Source organism: Pseudomonas sp. DWRC2-2 (genome assembly GCF_049897885.1).
GTDB lineage: Bacteria > Pseudomonadota > Gammaproteobacteria > Pseudomonadales > Pseudomonadaceae > Aquipseudomonas > Aquipseudomonas azotoformans_A.
The window spans coordinates 83,741-102,846 of sequence record NZ_JAFCXD010000011.1 but is presented as its reverse complement, the minus strand read 5'-3'; the positions used below and the strand labels follow the sequence as shown (position 1 = coordinate 102,846).

The 19,106-nt window shown below is 62.2% G+C and carries 19 protein-coding genes and 1 pseudogene; 7 read left to right on the top strand and 13 right to left on the bottom strand.

The genetic code is table 11. The features are described 5' to 3' along the window. Positions 1–272: 272 nt before the first annotated feature. The 8 genes from ACP7EW_RS29645 to pedF form a co-directional block, all read right to left on the bottom strand. Positions 273–1,736 carry a DASS family sodium-coupled anion symporter gene (locus ACP7EW_RS29645; RefSeq protein WP_426221663.1) on the bottom strand — a complete coding sequence of 488 codons (1,464 nt, stop codon included), beginning with the start codon at positions 1,734–1,736 and terminating at the stop codon, positions 273–275. A 64-nt stretch (positions 1,737–1,800) separates the two neighbouring features. Beyond that, positions 1,801–3,171 (bottom strand): ATP-binding response regulator, encoded by a 1,371-nt coding sequence (locus ACP7EW_RS29640; protein ID WP_426221662.1) that lies wholly within the window; start codon positions 3,169–3,171, stop codon positions 1,801–1,803. Next, entirely contained in the window at positions 3,155–4,318 is a 1,164-nt protein-coding gene (gene ercA, locus ACP7EW_RS29635) for an alcohol dehydrogenase-like regulatory protein ErcA (protein WP_033899789.1), read from the bottom strand. Before ercA ends, ACP7EW_RS29640 begins: the two co-directional genes overlap by 17 nt. Before the next feature lie 104 nt (positions 4,319–4,422). Continuing rightward, a complete protein-coding gene (pqqA, locus tag ACP7EW_RS29630; protein ID WP_010209364.1) occupies positions 4,423–4,494 on the bottom strand; it encodes a pyrroloquinoline quinone precursor peptide PqqA in 72 nt (23 codons plus the stop codon). A 234-nt stretch (positions 4,495–4,728) separates the two neighbouring features. Continuing rightward, positions 4,729–6,249: an acetaldehyde dehydrogenase ExaC gene (gene exaC, locus ACP7EW_RS29625; RefSeq protein ID WP_426221661.1), complete on the bottom strand. Its 1,521-nt coding sequence runs from the start codon at positions 6,247–6,249 to the stop codon at positions 4,729–4,731. Between the two features lie 14 nt (positions 6,250–6,263). Continuing rightward, positions 6,264–7,202 carry a quinoprotein relay system zinc metallohydrolase 1 gene (locus ACP7EW_RS29620; protein WP_426221660.1) on the bottom strand — a complete coding sequence of 313 codons (939 nt, stop codon included), beginning with the start codon at positions 7,200–7,202 and terminating at the stop codon, positions 6,264–6,266. Next, complete coding sequence (locus ACP7EW_RS29615) at positions 7,199–7,906, bottom strand: quinoprotein dehydrogenase-associated SoxYZ-like carrier (RefSeq protein WP_426221665.1); 708 nt, start codon at positions 7,904–7,906, stop codon at positions 7,199–7,201. The genes ACP7EW_RS29620 and ACP7EW_RS29615 overlap by 4 nt, the downstream gene beginning before the upstream one ends. A gap of 39 nt (positions 7,907–7,945) precedes the next feature. Continuing rightward, positions 7,946–8,407: a cytochrome c-550 PedF gene (pedF, locus tag ACP7EW_RS29610; RefSeq protein WP_426221659.1), complete on the bottom strand. Its 462-nt coding sequence runs from the start codon at positions 8,405–8,407 to the stop codon at positions 7,946–7,948. Positions 8,408–8,660: 253 nt separating this feature from the next. Between pedF and exaA the strand changes: the two genes are divergently transcribed. Next, complete coding sequence (exaA, locus tag ACP7EW_RS29605) at positions 8,661–10,559, top strand: quinoprotein ethanol dehydrogenase (protein ID WP_426221658.1); 1,899 nt, start codon at positions 8,661–8,663, stop codon at positions 10,557–10,559. Between the two features lie 85 nt (positions 10,560–10,644). After that, positions 10,645–11,292 carry a pentapeptide repeat-containing protein gene (locus ACP7EW_RS29600; RefSeq protein WP_426221657.1) on the top strand — a complete coding sequence of 216 codons (648 nt, stop codon included), beginning with the start codon at positions 10,645–10,647 and terminating at the stop codon, positions 11,290–11,292. Here the strand turns inward: ACP7EW_RS29600 and ACP7EW_RS29595 are convergent. Then, positions 11,289–11,915, bottom strand: coding sequence for a response regulator (locus tag ACP7EW_RS29595; protein WP_177113218.1), 627 nt, complete (start codon positions 11,913–11,915; stop codon positions 11,289–11,291). The two genes, ACP7EW_RS29600 and ACP7EW_RS29595, sit on opposite strands and share 4 nt — an antisense overlap. Before the next feature lie 155 nt (positions 11,916–12,070). Here ACP7EW_RS29595 and ACP7EW_RS29590 point away from each other — a divergent pair, with 155 nt between their 5' ends. Continuing rightward, a complete protein-coding gene (locus tag ACP7EW_RS29590) occupies positions 12,071–12,610 on the top strand; it encodes a PQQ-dependent catabolism-associated CXXCW motif protein (RefSeq protein ID WP_122729259.1) in 540 nt (179 codons plus the stop codon). 27 nt (positions 12,611–12,637) lie between these two features. Further along, a complete protein-coding gene (locus ACP7EW_RS29585) occupies positions 12,638–13,303 on the top strand; it encodes a response regulator transcription factor (protein WP_028616973.1) in 666 nt (221 codons plus the stop codon). 4 nt (positions 13,304–13,307) lie between these two features. Here ACP7EW_RS29585 and ACP7EW_RS29580 read toward each other — a convergent pair. The 3 genes and pseudogenes from ACP7EW_RS29580 to ACP7EW_RS29570 form a co-directional block, all read right to left on the bottom strand. Then, positions 13,308–14,420 (bottom strand): annotated as a pseudogene (locus tag ACP7EW_RS29580) (hybrid sensor histidine kinase/response regulator); the annotation flags it as partial. A 262-nt stretch (positions 14,421–14,682) separates the two neighbouring features. Next, complete coding sequence (gene nosP / locus ACP7EW_RS29575) at positions 14,683–15,828, bottom strand: nitric oxide-sensing protein NosP (RefSeq protein ID WP_426221656.1); 1,146 nt, start codon at positions 15,826–15,828, stop codon at positions 14,683–14,685. Positions 15,829–15,923: 95 nt separating this feature from the next. Continuing rightward, the gene (locus tag ACP7EW_RS29570) at positions 15,924–16,742 is read right to left on the bottom strand and encodes a shikimate 5-dehydrogenase (protein WP_426221655.1); all 819 of its coding nucleotides are present in this window, start codon (positions 16,740–16,742) and stop codon (positions 15,924–15,926) included. 156 nt (positions 16,743–16,898) lie between these two features. On the opposite strand from ACP7EW_RS29570, the gene ACP7EW_RS29565 reads away from it, so the two are divergent. From ACP7EW_RS29565 to ACP7EW_RS29555, 3 genes are all read left to right on the top strand, one after another. Beyond that, positions 16,899–17,270 (top strand): hypothetical protein, encoded by a 372-nt coding sequence (locus ACP7EW_RS29565; protein WP_061436074.1) that lies wholly within the window; start codon positions 16,899–16,901, stop codon positions 17,268–17,270. 228 nt (positions 17,271–17,498) lie between these two features. Beyond that, positions 17,499–17,693: a hypothetical protein gene (locus ACP7EW_RS29560; protein ID WP_010211349.1), complete on the top strand. Its 195-nt coding sequence runs from the start codon at positions 17,499–17,501 to the stop codon at positions 17,691–17,693. A 90-nt stretch (positions 17,694–17,783) separates the two neighbouring features. Further along, positions 17,784–17,966, top strand: coding sequence for a hypothetical protein (locus ACP7EW_RS29555; RefSeq protein ID WP_033899763.1), 183 nt, complete (start codon positions 17,784–17,786; stop codon positions 17,964–17,966). Between the two features lie 3 nt (positions 17,967–17,969). Here ACP7EW_RS29555 and ACP7EW_RS29550 read toward each other — a convergent pair whose 3' ends face one another. After that, positions 17,970–19,037 (bottom strand): AI-2E family transporter, encoded by a 1,068-nt coding sequence (locus ACP7EW_RS29550; RefSeq protein WP_010211353.1) that lies wholly within the window; start codon positions 19,035–19,037, stop codon positions 17,970–17,972. Positions 19,038–19,106: the final 69 nt, after the last annotated feature.

The window sequence follows — 19,106 nt, the reverse complement described above, 5'->3', positions numbered from 1 at the left end:
GCGCCCCGTCAAACACGCTGGCCGAACGCAGGCTTGAATCCGTGGGTAACCCGGCAGGACGCCGGGTTAGCCGCGCTGGGCCAAGGATGGCCCATCGCGGCGGCCCACGGATTCAAGCCTGCGTTCGGGCACACCGAGCCTAGGCGAGGTGCCGAGTGTTGGGGCGGAGCGTTTTGGTTACTTTTTGCGCTCTTCAAAAAGTGACCCGCTGTAAGAGCGGAACCATAAGCAGCCGTTACCCAAATAACGGATATACACCCAACCCAACCCAATCAAACCCACCCCAACCAACTCCAGTAAGTCACCGCAAACACCAACATCAACAAATAACCAACCAGCGTCACCAAAACCCCCACCTTGGCAAACTGCCGCGCCGTAAACGTCCCCGTCCCCAGACACACCATATTCTGCGGCGCATTGATCGGCAGAATAAACCCATAACTCATCACAAACCCCAACAGCATCGTCATCCCCAGCCGACTGAACTCCCCCGGCAACGTCTGCAACACCGCAATCAAAATCGGCAGCAGCGCCGAGGTCAACGCCGTCGCACTGGCAAACCCCAAATGAATCACAATCAAAAACGCCCCCAGAATCGCAAACACCCCCAGCGGCCCCACCTGATCCAACCCCGTGTGCGCCACCACCGCAGCCCCCAACCACTGCCCCGCCTGGGTGGTCAACAGCGCCGTGCCCAGACTGATGCCCACCCCGAACACAATCACCGTGCCCCACGGGATCCGCGACTGCACATCTTTCCAGGTCATCACGCCGATACCCGGCAGCAACAGCAACACCAACCCCGCGTACGTGGTCGAGGTGGTGTCAAAACTGTGCAAACGCCCTTCCGTGGCCCAGGCCAGCAGCAACATCACCGACACCGTCAACAGGCGCTTCTGCGGCCCGGTCATCGGCCCGATATCTACCAGCGATTGCGCCACCGCCTCCTTGCCACCGGGAATGCTGTCGGTCTCCGGCGGCAACAATTTGAGCACCAGGAACAGCAACACCGCCGACATGATCAACGCCCACGGCGCCCCCGCGATCAGCCAGTCGATCCACGACACGCGCTGACCAAGCATCTTGTCCATGAAGCCAACGGTCAGCAGGTTCTGCGCGGCGGAGGTCTGGATACCAACGTTCCAGATACTGGTGCCCTGGGCCACCACGATCATGATGCCGGCGGCAATGTTCGAGCGTTTGTCCACGCCGAACGCAGCGATCACGCCCATCATGATCGGCACCACGCAAGCACTGCGCGCCGTGGCGCTGGGCACCACCAGGCTGAGCAAAATAGTCACCGCAATCGCCCCCAGCAGGATGCGTCGGGTGCTGGTGCCGACGCGGCTCAGGGTGACCAAGGCGATACGCCGGTCCAGGCCGGTGTGGGTCATGGCGGCGGCGATAAACAATGCGCCCGCCACCAGCGCCAGCGCCGGGTTGGAGAAGCCGGTCAGCGCCATGCTGATGGCCGGGCTGCTGCCGATCAAATGGGTAGGGTCTTGCAGCGACGGCGCGGTGCCGAGCAGAAAGGCCATGAGCGAGGTGATCATGATCGCGCTGGCTTCATAGGACACCGCTTCGGTGATCCACACCACCACGGCAAACGCGAGGATCGCCAGCATGCGATGCCCGGCCACCGGCAAGTCGGCGGGCAGCGGCAACAGCAGCACGCCGGCCATCACCAGCACGGCGACCACCAGGCCCAGGGGTAATTTATAGGATGCCGCGCTCATCGGGTGCTCCAAGGCTCTAGATCAAGCCTTGAGCATGGGGCAAAACCATCTGGGACCTGTTGACCTAGGCCAATAACTGACTCAACACCGCCCGCAACTTGCCGGGTTTGACCGGTTTGTTCAGCAACGGTGCGTCCAGGCGGCGCAACGCACGGCGGCATTGGTCAGTGCGATCGGCCGTGATAATGACCGCCGGGATCTTGCAGGCAAAATGCTCGCGCAGCTGCTTGACCACCGCACAACCCACCACGCCATGGTCCAGGTGGTAATCCGCCAAAATCAGCTCCGGCGCCCTGCCTTGCAAGGCCAACAGCGCACCGGCCTGATCGGTGGCGGTGACCACTTCACAGCCCCATTGCCCGAGCAGCGCACGCATGCTTTCGAGGATGCTCACTTCGTTGTCGATCACCAGCAAACGCCGCCCCGGCAGCGGATTGCCGGTGGTCGGTTGCACCGGCAATTGGCTGATCGGCAACGGCATCTCATCACTCAACGGCACTTCGATGCTGAACATCGAGCCCCGCCCCGGCCAGGAACGCACGGCGATGGGGTACCCGAGGATCTCGGCGATTCGCTCGACAATCGCCAACCCCAGCCCCACGCCTTTGCGGTCGGAGGCGCGGCCGACATCGAGCTGGTTGAATTCCAGGAAGATTGCCTGCAGCCGGTCCGCCGCAATCCCACGCCCGGTGTCCCACACTTCCAGGCGCAAACGATCGCCGCGCCTACGGGCACCCAACAGGATGCAGCCATCGTCGGTATAACGGCAGGCATTGCTGAGGAAATTGCGCAGGATCCGCGTCAGCAGCCGCAGGTCGGTGCTGATCGCATAACGCCCGGTGTGCACCCGCAGGTTCAGCCCGGTCGCCTGGGCCACTGATTGGAATTCCGAGACGAGCGGCGCGAACAGTTCGTCGAGGCGATACAGCGCCACATCCGGTTTGACCGCCGCCTGGTCGAGCCGCGAGATATCCAGTAAGTCAGTGAGCAAATCCTCGGCGCCTTCCAACGCCTGGTGCGTGCGCTCCACCAGCACCTGTTCGACACTGGGCAACTGCCGTTCACGCAACGTGGCGATCAACAGCCGTGCGGCATTCAGTGGTTGCAGCAGGTCATGGCTGGCGGCGGCGAGGTATTTGTCCTTGCTGCGGTTGGCGGCCTGGGCGGCGTCGCGGGCGTCGCGCAGGTCCTGTTCGATCTGTTCGCGCTGGGCGATCTGCTGTTGCAGGTTGTGGTTGGCTTCCAACAGCTCATCGGTGCGTGCAGCGACGCGTTGCTCCAACTCGTCGTTGAGACGGATATAGCGCTTGCGCTCGGCCTCCAGTTCATCCAACCGCGCGGTGAGCTCCGGGTAATGGCTCTTGCGGGCCGACTGGTCGCTGAGCCCCAGTAGCCCCGCGAGCGCGCGCTGCTGGTCGTCAGAGAGCTTCGCCATAGACGACCTCGACATCACGCTGGCTCGACTCCCTCGGGTTGGTGAGGATGCACGGGTCGCCCATCGCATGCTGGGACAGGAACGGAATATCCGCCACGCGCACCCCATGCAGGCCGAGGGTTTCGTGGAAGCCGATGGCGTGCTTCAGCGCGATCAGGTGCTCCACCAGCCGCCCGCAGATCTGCCGGTGATTGAGGCCGCGACAGTCGATGCCAAAGGTTTCGGCAATCACCTTGAAGCGCTCCGGCGCCGAGCTGTAGTTGAACGCCACCACATGCTCGACCAGCACCGCGTTGCACAGGCCGTGGGGCAGATCGAGAAAACCACCGAGGCTGTGGGACATGGCGTGCACCGCGCCGAGGATCGCATTGGAAAACGCCAGCCCGGCCTGCATGCTGCCGAGCATGATTTTCTCACGCAGGGCAATGTCCGTGGGGTTGGCGATCATCTGCACCAGGTTGCCATTGATCAGGCGCATCGCTTCCAGCGCATGGGGGTCGGTGAGCGGGCCGTGGCCGGTGGAGACGAACGCCTCGATGGCATGCACCAGCGCGTCGATGCCAGTGCAGGCAGACAGGAACGGGTCCATGCTGGCGGTGGTTTCCGGGTCGATCAGCGACACGTCCGGCACCACCGCCTTGCTGACGATGGAGAACTTCATGCGTTCCTGCTGGTTGGAAATGATCACGAACTGCGAGACATCCGCCGAGGTGCCGGCAGTGGTGGGAATCAGGATCAGCGGCGGGCTGGGCACGCGAAGGGTGTCGACGCCCTCGAACTCAAGAATGCTGCGTCCGTGGGCCACCACAATGCCAATGGCCTTGCCGCAGTCCATGGGGCTGCCGCCGCCGATGGCGACGATCACGTCGCAATGGTTTTCGCGGTACACCTCGGCGCCCGTCATGACTTCTTCGACGCGGGGGTTGGGTGAAACGGCGCTGTACAGGCAGTAGTCGATGCCGAGGGCTTGCAGGCTGGCTTCCACATCGGCCACCCAACCGGCGGCGATCACGCCGGGGTCGCTGACCACCAGCACCTTGCGCGCACCGAAGGTCTTGGCGTAGTTGCCGACGTTGTGCCGGCAGCCGGCACCAAAGATGATTTCAGGCGAGACGAATTTACGCAGTTGGCTCAGGGTCTGGCTCATTGGAAAGCCTGTTTTTATTATTTTGGAAGAATGCGCTCCACACTAACCGATCCGGCTGCGAATGCAATCAGACCAAAGAGGCATCCTTCCAGCCGCTCCCGCGATCAGCGGCTAGCGAAGTACATCGTGACTTCGAAGCCGATACGCAGGTCGGTAAACGCAGGTTTGGTCCACATGGGGGCAATCCTCTTGTTGTGCCGGAGGGTTCCGGTAAGGGCATTAATGCATGGGTGGTTGAGGGGGCGAATACTACTTTCGAAGTAGCGAAGACACTGCATTAGTCGCGAATGTACAGAAGTCAAAATGTGGGAGCGGGCTTGCTCGCGAATAGGGTGTGTCAGCCACATATAGGTTGACTGATCCACCGCTTTCGCGAGCAAGCCCGCTCCCACAGTTTTGACCGCGTTGAATCAGAAGAAACCCAGCGGATTGATGTCGTAGCTCACCAGCAGGTTCTTGGTCTGTTGGTAATGGTCGAGCATCATCTTGTGGTTCTCACGCCCTACCCCGGATTTCTTGTACCCACCAAATGCCGCATGCGCCGGGTACAGGTGATAACAGTTGGTCCACACGCGCCCGGCCTTGATCGCCCGGCCCATGCGGTACGCACGGTTGATGTCGCGGGTCCACAGGCCGGCGCCCAGGCCGAACTCGCTGTCGTTGGCAATCGCCAAGGCTTCAGCTTCGTCCTTGAAGGTGGTCACGCCCACCACCGGCCCGAAGATTTCCTCCTGGAACACGCGCATCTTGTTGTGGCCCTTGAGCAGGGTCGGCTGGATGTAATAGCCGCTGGACAGGTCGCCCTCCAAACGCTCGGCCGCGCCGCCGGTCAACAGCACCGCGCCCTCCTCCTGGGCGATCTTCAGGTAGGAGAGGATCTTGTCGTATTGCTGCTCGGACGCCTGGGCACCGACCATGGTCTCGGTGTCGAGCGGGTTGCCGCGCTTGATCTTGACGATCTTCTTCATCACCTCCGCCATGAACGCCTCGTAGATCGACTCCTGCACCAGCGCCCGCGACGGGCAGGTGCACACTTCACCCTGGTTGAAGAACGCCAGCACCAGGCCTTCGGCGGCTTTTTCGATGAATTGCGGCTCGGCCTGCATGATGTCTTCGAAGAAGATATTCGGCGACTTGCCGCCCAGCTCCACGGTGGACGGAATGATGTTCTCGGCGGCCGCATGCATGATGTGCGCACCCACCGGGGTGGAGCCGGTGAAGGCGATCTTGGCGATGCGTTTGCTGGTGGCCAGCGCCTCCCCGGCTTCGCGGCCAAAGCCCTGCACGATGTTCAGCACGCCAGGCGGCAGCAGGTCGCCGATCAGCTCGGCGAAGACCATGATCGACAACGGCGTCTGCTCGGCCGGTTTAAGCACGATGCAGTTACCGGCCGCCAAGGCGGGGGCGAGTTTCCAGGCGGCCATCAGCAACGGAAAATTCCACGGGATGATCTGCCCGACCACGCCCAAGGGTTCATGGAAGTGATAAGCCGCCGTGTGTTCATTGATCTCAGCGGCGCCGCCTTCCTGGGCGCGGATGCACCCGGCGAAGTAGCGGAAGTGGTCGGCGGCCAGGGGCACGTCGGCGTTGAGGGTTTCGCGCACGGCCTTGCCATTGTCCCAGGTCTCGGCCACGGCCAGCACTTCGAGGTGTTGCTCGATGCGGTCGGCGATTTTCAGCAGCACCAGGGCACGGTCCTGGGCCGAGGTCTTGCCCCAGGCATCGGCGGCGGCGTGGGCGGCGTCGAGGGCCTTCTCGACATCGGCGGCGCTGGAGCGCGGGAACTCGGCAATCACTTCACCCGTCACCGGCGAAGTATTGGTGAAGTACTCACCCTTGATCGGCGCGACAAACTCACCGCCGATGTAATTGCCGTAGCGCGGCTTGAAGCTGACGATGGCGCCGGGGGTGCCAGGTTGGGCGTAGATCATGGTGAGGCCTCTGCTTATTGTTGGGTGTGGATGGGCTGCATCTGGGTGCGTTCGTAGTGGGGGTACAGGTGGGTCACGCTGCGGATCAGTTCATAGCGGCTGAGGCTGATCGCGGCGAATCGCTCGGGGATCGGGCTGCGGATCAGCTCGGGCATGTCGCTGCCCTGGGCCGCGCCGTCACGCAGCAACTGGTCGAGCCAGGCGAGATAGTCGCGCATCTGCTCGAAGGGTTTGGCGTCGCTCGCGACAGGGCCGTGGCCGGGCACGATCAGGGTCCAGGGCAAGCCTTGCAGGGTGGCAAGATCCGCCAACCAGATCGACAGCCCCGGTGAATGAGGCGTGGTGAGCGCACGCTGGTAGAACACCAGGTCACCGGCAAACAGCACGCCAGTCTTCTGGTCGAAGATCGCCAGGTCATCACCGGTATGGCCGCGCAGCTGCAGCAGTTGCAGGTCGTGGCTGCCGAAGCTTTTTACGCCGGGTTGCAGGGTCTGGTTGGGCAACACCACTTCGGTGCCGCGCATCCAGTCACCGACCCTGCGGTACAGGTTCTCGGCCAGGCTGTCGCCCTGCTCATGCAATCGCTCGGTGGTGCCGGCCAGGGCGCCGATCGGCACGTCCTTGAAGGCTTGGTTGCCCAGGGCGTGGTCGGGATGATGGTGAGTCAGCAGCACCTGGATCACCGGTTTGTCGGTGACACGGGCGATGGCCTGGCGCAGGGCTTCGCCGTAGCGTTTGGACGGCCCGGTGTCGATCACCACCACGCCAGGTTCGGTGACGATGAACCCGACGTTGACGATATTGCCGCCGTTGTCCTTGGCAAAGTTGTCGGTGCTGCCTTCCAAAAGCCAGGTGTTGTCGGCAATCAAACGCGGCTTGAGGCCGTAGTCCAACTCGGCCAGCACCGGTAGGCTGAACAGCAGCAGCCACAGCAGAATCCAGCGCTGGGTCATGGGATGGCCGCCTCGAACTGGCTGCCGCTGGTGTCGCGCAGGGTCAGGCGCGTGGGCCCGGCGCCCTCGATGTCGAAGGCCAGGCTGGGGTTTTCGCTGACCGCAGGGAACAGCGCCAGCCGCGCCAACAGTTGGTTATTCGCACCGTGCAGTTCGGCCTGGTTGATGAAGAATTCGGGAATGCCGCTGACCATGCCGTTATCCATCGGGTGGGCGACTTGCAGCTTCACGCGGCTGAATTCGGCAAGCGGGTAACGCCCGCCAAGCACCTCGCCGAGGTGGTCTTCCCAACCGGGCTGGGTGCGCACCACGCTGGGCGCCGTGCATCCGCCGCCGGCGGCATCGATCAGAGTCGAGCCCACGTGCCACAGGCCATCCCGGGTCAACACCGCCGCGCGTAACGGCGTGGCCTGTTCGATGCGAATCCGGATCGACAGCCACGGCAGCACGCGCTCCACGGGTTGGAAGTCGACGATCTGCGGCAGCGGATTCAGCTCGGCCCAGGCGAGGATCTTGACCACGTCACCCTTGAAGGCGCGGGCGTCGATTTCCAACGGCACCTGCCGCGCGTCCTCGGCGAACGGCGGCGCCATTACCTTCACCCGCTCGTCGAACACGAACGGCGCATTGTCGAGAAAACGCTGGTGATAGTAGGCCCACATCACCGAGGGCACCGGGTCGACAGGCGCGCCCCAGGCCAGCATCGGCAAACAGCATACCCACCACCCGCGCAGGCCCACGGCTTACTCCTCGACGTGCACGCTGTCGAGGTAGGTACGCACCGCCCACAGGGCTTCCTGGCTCAGGTAATCGGCCATTTTCGGCATGTACACCCGGCCATCGCGCACGGCGCCGTGGCGCACCCGTTCCACGAACCACTCATCCCCGGCGTCACCGGCATCGAGCATGCGCAGGTCGGGGGCGATGCCACCGGACTTGGCTTCCAGGCCATGGCACGCCGCGCAGTTCTGGTTGTACGCCGAGGCGCCGACTTCGACGGCCTTGTCATGCTCGGCGGTGGTGCGATAGGGGTTGGTGGCGGCCCAGCCATCGGCGTCCACCGGCACGCCGGCATCCTTGATCGGGGTGAGGCCTTTGGTTTCCACGGCGGTGGGCGTCACGTTGCCATGGGCCCAGACCGAACCGGTATTGATTGCACCGGCGAGCAGGCAGGCGGTGATCAAGGCGTTGCGTTTTGTTGTCATTATTTTTCCCTCAGGAGTGCACGCAAAACCTCTTGGCAGAGGCTATGGCAACCATCTTAGGAAGCCCCCGGCAGCGCCCGTATGCTGCTTTGGTGGGCGGGTTCTCATCCGTTGGTAGCAGGCCTTGTGGGGCACTGCTAAATCAGAGGCGGTTCGGGAAATTGTCCCGGCAACACCGGGACTTTTTCCGTATTCGCCAACCCAGCCAGGCAGCAACCTGTGCAGGCCAAAACCTCCACTGGGAACTGCAACCATGACAATAAGATCGCTACCCGCCCGCTCACCGCTAAGCCTTGCCGTGCAAGCTTTTGTGCTGGTGGGCAGCCTGTGCCTCAGTGCTGCGAGCTTTGCAGCCGCCGAACCTGCCGTCGCCAAGCAAACCCGTAATGTCACCTGGGAAGACATCGCCAACGATCACCTGACCACCAAGGACGTGCTGCAATACGGCATGGGCACCAATGCCCAGCGCTGGAGCCCCCTGGCGCAGGTCAACGACAAGAACGTGTTCAAGCTCACGCCGGCATGGTCCTATTCGTTCGGCGACGAAAAACAACGCGGACAGGAATCCCAGGCCATCGTCAGCGACGGTGTGGTCTACGTCACCGGCTCCTACTCCCGTGTGTTCGCCCTCGATGCGAAGACCGGCAAACGCCTGTGGACTTACAACCACCGCCTGCCCGACAACATTCGCCCGTGCTGTGACGTGGTCAACCGCGGCGCCGCGATCTTCGGCGACAAGATCTACTTCGGCACCCTCGACGCGCGCCTGATCGCCCTCGACAAAAACACCGGCAAAGTGGTGTGGAACAAGAAGTTCGGCGACCACGCCGCCGGCTACACCATGACCGGCGCCCCGGTGCTGATCAAAGACAAGGTCAGCGGCAAGGTGCTGCTGATCCACGGCAGCTCCGGCGATGAATTCGGCGTGGTCGGCCAGCTGTATGCGCGCGACCCCGACACCGGTGAAGAAGTCTGGATGCGTCCGTTCGTGGAAGGCCACATGGGCCGCTTGAACGGCAAGGACAGCACCCCGACCGGCGATGTGAAGGCGCCGTCGTGGCCAGATGACCCGACCACCGAAACCGGCAAGGTCGAAGCCTGGAGCCACGGCGGTGGCGCCCCTTGGCAGAGCGCGAGCTTCGATGCCGAGACCAACACCATCATCGTCGGCGCCGGCAACCCCGGCCCGTGGAATACCTGGGCGCGCACGTCAAAGGACGGCAATCCCCACGACTTCGACAGCCTCTACACCTCGGGCCAGGTCGGCGTCGACCCCAGTACCGGCGAAGTGAAATGGTTCTACCAACACACCCCGAACGATGCCTGGGACTTCTCCGGCAACAACGAACTGGTGCTGTTCGACTACAAGGACAAGGACGGCAAGGTCATCAAGGCCACCGGCCACGCCGACCGCAACGGCTTCTTCTATGTGGTCGACCGCAACAACGGCAAGCTGCAGAACGCCTTCCCCTTCGTCGACAACATCACCTGGGCCAGCCACATTGACCTGAAGACCGGCCGCCCTGTGGAAAACGAAGGCCAGCGTCCGGCCAAGCCGCTGCCGGGTGAAACCAAGGGCAAGCCGGTGGAAGTCTCGCCGCCGTTCCTGGGTGGCAAGAACTGGAACCCCATGGCCTACAGCCAGGACACCGGTCTGTTCTACATTCCGGGCAACCAGTGGAAAGAGGAATACTGGACCGAAGAGGTCAACTACAAGAAGGGCTCGGCGTACCTGGGCATGGGTTTCCGCATCAAGCGCATGTATGACGATCACGTCGGCACCTTGCGGGCGATGAACCCGACCACCGGCAAGGTGGTGTGGGAGCACAAGGAACACCTGCCACTGTGGGCCGGCGTGCTGGCAACCAAGGGCAACCTGGTGTTCACCGGTACCGGCGACGGTTTCTTCAAGGCCTTCGACGCGAAAACCGGCAAGGAACTGTGGAAGTTCCAGACCGGCAGCGGCATCGTCTCGCCACCGATCACCTGGGAACAGGATGGCGAGCAGTACATCGGCGTCACCGTCGGCTATGGCGGCGCAGTGCCGCTGTGGGGTGGCGACATGGCCGAGCTGACCAAGCCGGTGGCACAGGGTGGGTCGTTCTGGGTGTTCAAGATTCCGAGTTGGGATCAGAAAGCTGCCCAGAAATAACCCATGGAATATGCGGGGGCCGCCTTTTGTGGCGAGGGAGCTTGCTCCCTCGCCACAGGTACCCCGCCACCTTCGAGGTTTTGTGATGAGATATCTGCCGTTGTTACTTCTACTGTCCCTACCCTTCGCCCACGCCGACGACGCCGACGACGCCCCCCTGGTCATCAACGGTTGCACGCTTGCCGAGCATAGCCAATGCCCCGGAGCCAATCTCAAGGGCGCCAACCTGCGCAACCAGAACCTGAGCGGCATGAACCTGGCCGGCGCCGATCTGCGCGATGCCGACTTGCGCCACGCCAACCTGGACCTTGCCAACCTGGAAAAAGCCCAGTTGCAAGGCGCCAACCTGACCCGCGCCAGCCTGCAACAAGCCAACCTGCGCCTGGCCGACTTTACCGGCGCCGCATTGATGGCCGTGCAAGGCTGGGGGATGTTTGCCCAGGGCGCGCAATTTGAGAACGCCAACCTGAGCGCCGCCTACCTGCAATTTGCGCGGTTGTCGGGGGCCAAAATGCACAAGGCCAACCTGCGCGCGGCCGACCTGGAAATGACCTGGCTGAGCAAGGCTGACCTGCAAGGCGCCGACCTCAGCGACGCCAACCTGCAAGAAGCCAAGTTCGGTGAAAGCAACCTGGAAAAAGCCACCCTCAGCGGCAGCCGCCAGCACTATGCCAACTTTCAGGACGCGAATATGGAGGGCTGCAAAGACTGCCCCACCACCTGGGACCGCTAACCCGCCACCCGCACCACGCCCATGTCGATGCCCAGGTGCACCAGTTCGGCATGGGAACTCACCTGCAACTTGCTCTTGAGCAAAGTCAGGTGGTTGGACACGGTCTTGTTGCTGATACTCAGCTGGGCCGCAATCGAACGGGCCGGGGTGCCCTTGGCGAGCATCAGGAAAATCTCCAACTCACGTTGGGTCATGCTGTGCAGGCGGCGATCGGTGGGGTGGTACGCCAGCTGGGTAGCCAGGTCCTGTTCGATATAGGTGTGGCCATCGAGGATGCGCTCTACCGCTTCAAGCATCACCGCAGGCGAAGCGCGCTTGGTGAGATAACCCGACGCGCCCGCCTCCAGAGCCTGGCGCACCAGGGGCAGTTCGGCATGCTGGCTGAAAAACAGCACGCGTAATTGCGGCAGGCGCTGACGCAGGCGGCGGGTGGTTTCCAGGCCACTGATACCGGGCAGCCCAAAGCCGATGATCACCAGGTTAGGCACCGCCTCATGCACCCGCGCCAGGGCCTCTTCGCCGCTGGCCGCTTCGCGCACGTCTACACCCGGCAAGCCGCTGCGCAACAGCCCGGCATAGCCCAGGCGGACCACGGCGTGATCGTCGACCAACAGGATGTTCATAGCGGCCTCCAATGGCAGTGCTTGCTGTGCATGCTAGAACCCGAGGGCTTGCGGCGACCTACTACTTTGGTACTGGTTTTGCTGTCTATCGTCGCATTCCCAAGGCAGCGGGACTCGCGTGTAATGGGCGCATAACGATAAGGATTGGACCCGCCATGCTGCCCGCTCGACTGCCCCTTGCGGCACTGTTGTGCCTGTTCATCAGCCACGTACAGGCCGACACCCCATTGTTTTCCGCCGAGGGCTACCGCACCAGCCTGTATCGAAGCCCTACGCCCGATCATCTGCCCGGCGCAACCATCGTCGACACCCCAGCCCTGCAGACCCTGCTCAACCAGACGCCCGCACCGGTACTCATCGATGTGTACCGCCGCCAATGGCTGCAAGGCCGCTTCATCGAAGACCAGCCCCACGCCAACCTGCCCGGCAGCCACTGGCTGGCCAATACCGGCGACGGCGACCTCACCCCTGAATGGCAGGGCTACTTCGTGCGCCACCTGTACAAGTTCACCGACGGCCAACTGGCACGCCCGCTGGTGTTCTACTGCCGCTCCGATTGCTGGCTGAGTTGGAACGCGGTAAAACGAGCCGCCAGCCTGGGCTATACCTCTGTGTATTGGTACCGCGATGGCTTGGACGCATGGGAAGCGGCAAAACTGCCAGTGATGGCTGCGACACCCGAACCCTTTGAATAAAAAACCACAACAAGAAGGTGAACGGCCATGTACAAAATTTTGATTGCCGACGATCACCCGCTGTTTCGCGAGGCGATTCATAACGTCATCAGCGACGGCTTCCCCGGCAGCGACGTAATGGAAACCGCCGACCTGGACAGCGCCCTCGCCCTGACCCAGGAACACGACGACCTCGACCTGATCCTGCTGGACCTGAACATGCCCGGCATGCACGGCCTCAACGGTCTGATCAACCTGCGCAACGAGTCGCCTACCATCCCGGTGGTGATCGTCTCGGCCGAGCAGGACAAGCAGATCGTGCTGCAAGCCATCACCTACGGCGCCGTGGGTTTCATCACCAAGTCATCACCGCGCCTGCAAATGACCGAAGCCATCCAGCAGATTCTCAATGGCAACGTGTACCTGCCGCCGGACATCATCCGCACCCAGAAAAATACCGGGCAACGGCGCATGCACGACAGCCCGGGGTTTGCCCCGGAGCTGCTGCAGGCCCTCACGCGCAAACAGTTGCTGGTGCTGGAACGCATGACCAAGGGCGAGTCGAACAAGCAGATCGCCTATACCCTGGAGATTGCCGAGACCACGGTGAAGGCCCATGTGTCAGCGATTCTGCGCAAGTTGAATGTGCATAATCGGGTACAGGCGATCTTGAGTGCGGGAGACATCGATTTCGGCTCGTACCTGCGCCGCTGAACCCTCAGGGTCGGCTGAGCAGGTGACTCATCGCGGTTTTCAACTTCATTGGCCTTACCGGCTTATGCATCAACGTATGCCCCAACTCACGAATTTGCTGCTTTAACTCGTTGCTGTAGTTCGCCGTGATCATCATCGCCGGAATCGCACGGCCGCGGCGGGCGTTGATCCGCGCCACGGCATCCACGCCGTTCTGGTTGTCATCGAGGTGGTAATCGGCAATCAGCAGGTCCGCCTCGGCATGGTAGTTGTCTACCTGGCGCGCCAGGTCCTGTTCCGACAGCGCGGTGATCACACGGCAGCCCCAGCCTTCGAGCAAGGTGCGCATGCCGGCGCAGATTGCCGCGTCGTTATCCAGCACCCACACCCGCGCGCCTTGCAGGCGTTCGAGCATCGGCTCGCTCATGCACGGCGCCGGCAATGCCTTGGGCGCGGTCGCGCTCAACGGCACTTCTACCGAAAACATCGAACCCTGGCCCGGCCAGGACTTGACGCTGATCCGGTGGCCGAGGATGCCGGCAATCTTTTCCACGATGGCCAGGCCCAACCCCAGCCCGCGATCCTGATCCGGACGCTGCACATCGCCGCGCTTGAACTCCTGGAAAATTTCCTCCAGCCGGTCTTCGGCAATGCCCATGCCGCTGTCCCACACCTGAATCAGCACGCGCTGCTGCTGGCGCCGGCAGCCCAGCACCACACGGCCTTTGTAGGTATAGCGAAGCGCATTGCTCAGCAGATTGCGCAGGATCCGCGCCAGCAGCTGGATGTCGCTGTGCACCAGCGCCGAGCAGCCGATGAAGTGCAGTTCAAGCCCCTCGCTGCGGGCCAGTTCGGTGTATTCGGCGGCCAGGTTGTCGAGCAGTTCACTCAGGGCGAACGGCGCGATATCCGCCTTGATCACCCCAGCGTCCAGCTTGGAAATATCCACCAGGGTGCCCAACAGATTTTCCACGTCTTCCAGGGAGTTACTCACGTTACGCACCAGGGTTTCGCTCGGGCGCTCCAGCAAGGCACTGGTGAACAGCCGGGCCGCATTCAGCGGTTGCAGCAGGTCATGGCTGACGGCGGCCAGGAATTTCGTCTTCGACAGGTTGGCCTGCTCGGCCTCCCTTTGCGCCGCCACCTGCTGCCGGCACAAGGCCTCAGCGCGCAGCCGGGCGTTGATCAGCAGGTGGTTGCTGGCCTTGAGTTCGGCCATCGCCTGGTTCAGCGCGTCGGTGCGTTCGCGCACTTGCTCGGCCAGCACCACTGAATGCTGGAAGATGGTGTACGGGTCATTGCCCTGGGTCATGCCGGACTCGATGCGCTCGATCAGCGCCGCATTGATCCGCATCAACTTGTGGTTGTCCTGTTGCAGCCCGGTCACTTGAGCGGACAGGTCAGCGCCGGCCTCGGGCAATGGCGACCCCGGTAAAGGTCTGGTTGATGTGCATGCCATTGAACTGTTCTCCGTAGGTGTTGAAGCCCATCACCCGGTGGTCGCGCAAATAAGCACCGATCGGCTCCAGCTGGCCGGTGTCTTCCAGCTCCAGGCGGCGCAGGAAGCAATCGCAGCCGATGGTCAGCAGCAGGTCGCCAAGGCGCGCTTGCAGGCCGTCGAACAGGGTTTGCAGGTTGGGCAGGATCGGGCCTGGCTGCATGACGGTGAGCACGATGCCGTTTTCCACCGCGCAGTAGAAACTCAGGCTGAGGTCGGCATGCACCTGCTGGATCGAGCGCACGTAGTACTGGTCGTGAATGCGCACCGCCAGCGGGTGGGCGGCGAAGACGCGGTGATCGAGGTCGGCCACGGCCACGCCGATATGCCGTGCGTACTCTTCGGCGGCGGGCTCGGCGTTGAGTTCGAAGACGCGACGTGACGGGCTGTCGGCGCCGGTCACCACCAGTTTTTCCGTGCGCGGCAGGATGTGGTGCGTGGTGAACACCTCGAAATCCAGCCAGGTATTGACCAGCACCACCACCGCCGCTCCGCTGTGGAAAACACCGTTGAAGTACACGTGGGTGCGGGTGAGGAAGTTGTCGTCACCGGCCGAGCCGCCGAAGTGCGGGATATCGCCCAGGGCGGCACTGAGGGCGGCCAGCACCATTTCTTCACGGCTGGACAGGCCATCGAGCAAGGTCAGTGCAAAGGTATTGCCCTTGATCGGCGCCAACGTATTGCTGCGGCAGCCGCCGACCAGGCGCTCGACCATCTCCTGGGCGTTGATCAGGCTGAAGTGCTCCACCTGGTCGATGAGTTCGGTGGCGATGGAAAAGTGCGCGTGGTTGAAGCCCACGGCCGTGATGCAATTGCGCCCATAACCGTGGGCGGTGATCTCGCCGGCGCTGGTACAACCCACCACGCGCACGCTGCCGAAGCACTGTTGCAGCGCCTGGCCCAAGGCCTGCAAGTCATAGGAGGCCGAGCAAAAAAACAGCACGAAACCCAGGTACGGATGCAACAGCTGCCGGGCCAGCTCTTCGGCGGCCTGCCCGGCATCCGTGGCCTGGGACATGGCACTGACTACGCCTTCACTGTTGTGCATCGTTGGCTCCCCCTCTGAAGCACCAGTTTACGAAGCGCCAGGGGGGAGACCTATGCTACTTGGGTACTGGGTCGGGGATGCGATGGGATGAGGCGTCAGGCACGGGCAAAGGCCACGGCTTTCTCAAACTGCTCCGGGGTAGGACGCACTCCGGTGTAGAGCACGAACTGCTCCAGGGCCTGGATGGCGATCACTTCCAAGCCGGTGATCACCCGCTTACCCTTGGCACGTCCACGCACGATAAGTGGTGTTTCGGCGGGGATCGCCACCACATCGAACACAGTTTCGGCAGCATCCACCGCTCCAGCGTCGAATGCCAACGCATCTGCCTCAGCCCCGCCGGTCATGCCAATGGGCGTCACGTTGATCAGCATTTGCGGGCGCAGGTCACCCAGTTCGGCCAGCCACTCATACCCCAGGTTTTGCGCCAATGCCCGGCCAGCGGTTTCGTTGCGCGCCACGATCACGCCATTGGCGTAGCCACCATCGCGCAAGGCACTGGCCACGGCCTTGGCCATGCCGCCGCTGCCGCGCAGGGCGAAGGTCGAGTCCTGCGGCACCGCGTGCTTTTTCAGCAGTTGCTCGATGGCGATGTAATCGGTGTTGTAAGCCTTGAGGTGCCCGTCAGTGTTGACGATGGTGTTCAGCGAGTCGATGGCTTGAACCGAATCGTCGAGTTCGTCCACTAAGGCAATGGCAGCCTCTTTGAACGGCATGGACACCCCGCAACCACGGACGCCGAGCGCGCGGATACCACCGATCGCGCCGGGCAAATTCTGGCTGCTGAAGGCTTTATAGTAGAAATTCAGACCCAACTGCTCGTACAGGTGGTTATGAAACCGCAGGCCGAAATTCCCGGGGCGCGCCGACAGAGACATGCACAGTTGGGTGTCCTTGTTGGGGTGCATCTGCATGGGTAACTCCTTTGAGTAAGCAATTGGGTACAGACCTTACACAACCTTTACCTAGCGGCTGTGCTGTTTTTCAGAAATACGTTGTCTTAAAAGTATCCCCGCGACATTACTTGAGTCTATTGATTGCAGACCACAAGCGCTGGGGCTAACCGAGGAATGACCATGATTCGTACAATCCCCAAGATCGCCTTGCTGGTTGGCGCACTCGCGATGGCAGGCCAAGCCTCCGCCCACGGTGGTGGTTGGGGTGGCCCGGCCGTATTGGGTGCTTTAGTCGGCGCAGCCGTCGTGGGCTCCGTGGTTGCCAGCCAGCCACGTGAGGTCTACGTGCAGCAGCCGGTGTATGTGCAACCGCAGCCGGTGTATGCCGCGCCGCCGGTCTACTACGCACCGCCACCACCGGTGTATGTGCAGCAGCAGGTGTATTACCGCCCGGCGCCAGTGTATTACGGCCCACCGCGTGGCTATTACGGCCCACCACGCGGCTACTACGGTCCTCCCCACGGCTACTATGGCCGCGGCTGGTAATCGGATCGTCTGACAAAACAGGCCTCGCAGCGTTGCGGGGCCTTTTTTTGCCTGCAAAGTCCGGATTCAGGGGGTCAAGGTCGTTCTGGGGACAATACCCGGCGCCCAATCGCGCATCATCGACACCTATGTCTACTTGCCTGAACAGGCCTTGCGCTGTCATGTTTGTGTCACGACATACTTCCACTATCGATCCTGTCCACCCAATAACAACAAGGACGACTGACCATGCCCACGCAAAACCCGCACCGTACCGCTGGCCTTTGTACGTCCAGCAAGGTCTATAGCGCCCTCACCGAACTCAAGCACCTGGAAGGCCACCGCAGCGCCAAGTTTCTCGCGCTGCTGGCGGAAAACCTGGTGCGCAAGGGTCTGCTCAGTGAGCAGGAGGTGGTGAACATGCTTGATCAAGTGGTGGACTGACGCTTCGCGTCGATGACGACTATCGAGACAGGTGATTTTTCCTGCATCACCCCGCCCCGTAAAGTGACCACCATATCGTTGGAGGTCCTTATGCACACTGTTCAAATCATGTCCGTCATCGGCAGCGCCGTTCCCGCCCCTCTGCGCAAGCTGGGTCTGCTTGCCTGCTGGTACCTGGTACGCGATGGCGAAACCATCAGCGGCCCGCTGACATCCCTGTCCGACGCTGAGAAACAGCTGCAACACGCCTCGAATTTCAGGCTCCACGCCTGAGGTTCAGGGTAATGGCAACTTGACTCGCGGCTTGCTCTCCACAAACAACGCCCAACTGGACATGAACAACGCCGCCACCAACGGCCCGATCACAAAGCCGTTCAAGCCAAACACCGACAAACCGCCCAGGGTCGAGATCAGGATCAGGTAATCCGGCATCTTGGTGTCCTTGCCCACCAGGATCGGACGCAGCACGTTGTCCACCAGGCCGATCACAAACACGCCAAACAGCGCCAGCACCACGCCTTGCCAGATGGCGCCGCTCAACAGGAAGTAGGCGGCCACCGGCCCCCATACAATCCCCGCGCCCACCGCCGGCAACAGCGACAGAAACGCCATCAGTACCGCCCAGAGCAATGCACTGGGAATATCCAGGAACCAGAAGATAAGCCCGCCGAGCGCACCCTGTGTCACGGCCACCAGCACATTGCCCTTGACCGTGGCCCGCACCACACGATTGAACTTGAGTTGTAACCGGCGCTTCTGCGGCTCGGCCAACGGCACCGCCGTGCGCACCTTGCGCACCAGCTCCGGGCCGTCGCGCAGCAGGAAATACAGCAGGTACAGCATGATGAAAAAGCTCACCAGGAAATCAAACGTGCCCTGGCCGAAGCTGAACGCCTGGGTGGCAAAGAACTGGCTGCCCTGCATCGCGCTCTTGACGATCTTCTCGCGCAAGCCTTCCAGGTTGCCCATGCCGAAACGGTCCAGCAGGTGCTGGAAGTACGGCGGCAACACATTCTTGAACTGCTCGATGTACCCCGCCACGTCCAGCTTGCCGCTTTCGATGTTCTTGTAGAGCGTCGCGCCTTCCTGCACCAACAAGGCACTTGTGATGATCACCGGCAGGATCGCGATAATCAGGCAGGCACTCAAGGTGGCCAGGGAAGTGAGGTTGCGGTTCCAGCCAAAGCGCTGCTGCAGGCGGCGCTGCATCGGGGCAAAGATGATGCCGAGGATCACCGCCCAGAACACCGCGCCGTAGAACGGCAGCAGTATCCAGATAAACGCGATGGTCACCAGGCCGAGCAATAACAGCAAGGTCTTGAATTGCAGGTTGGTTTGATTCATGTCCGGTCCATGTCAGAAAAGCAACGGGCCCATGTAGGCCCTGTTGCTTAGTCCGCAGCGAAACCTGGG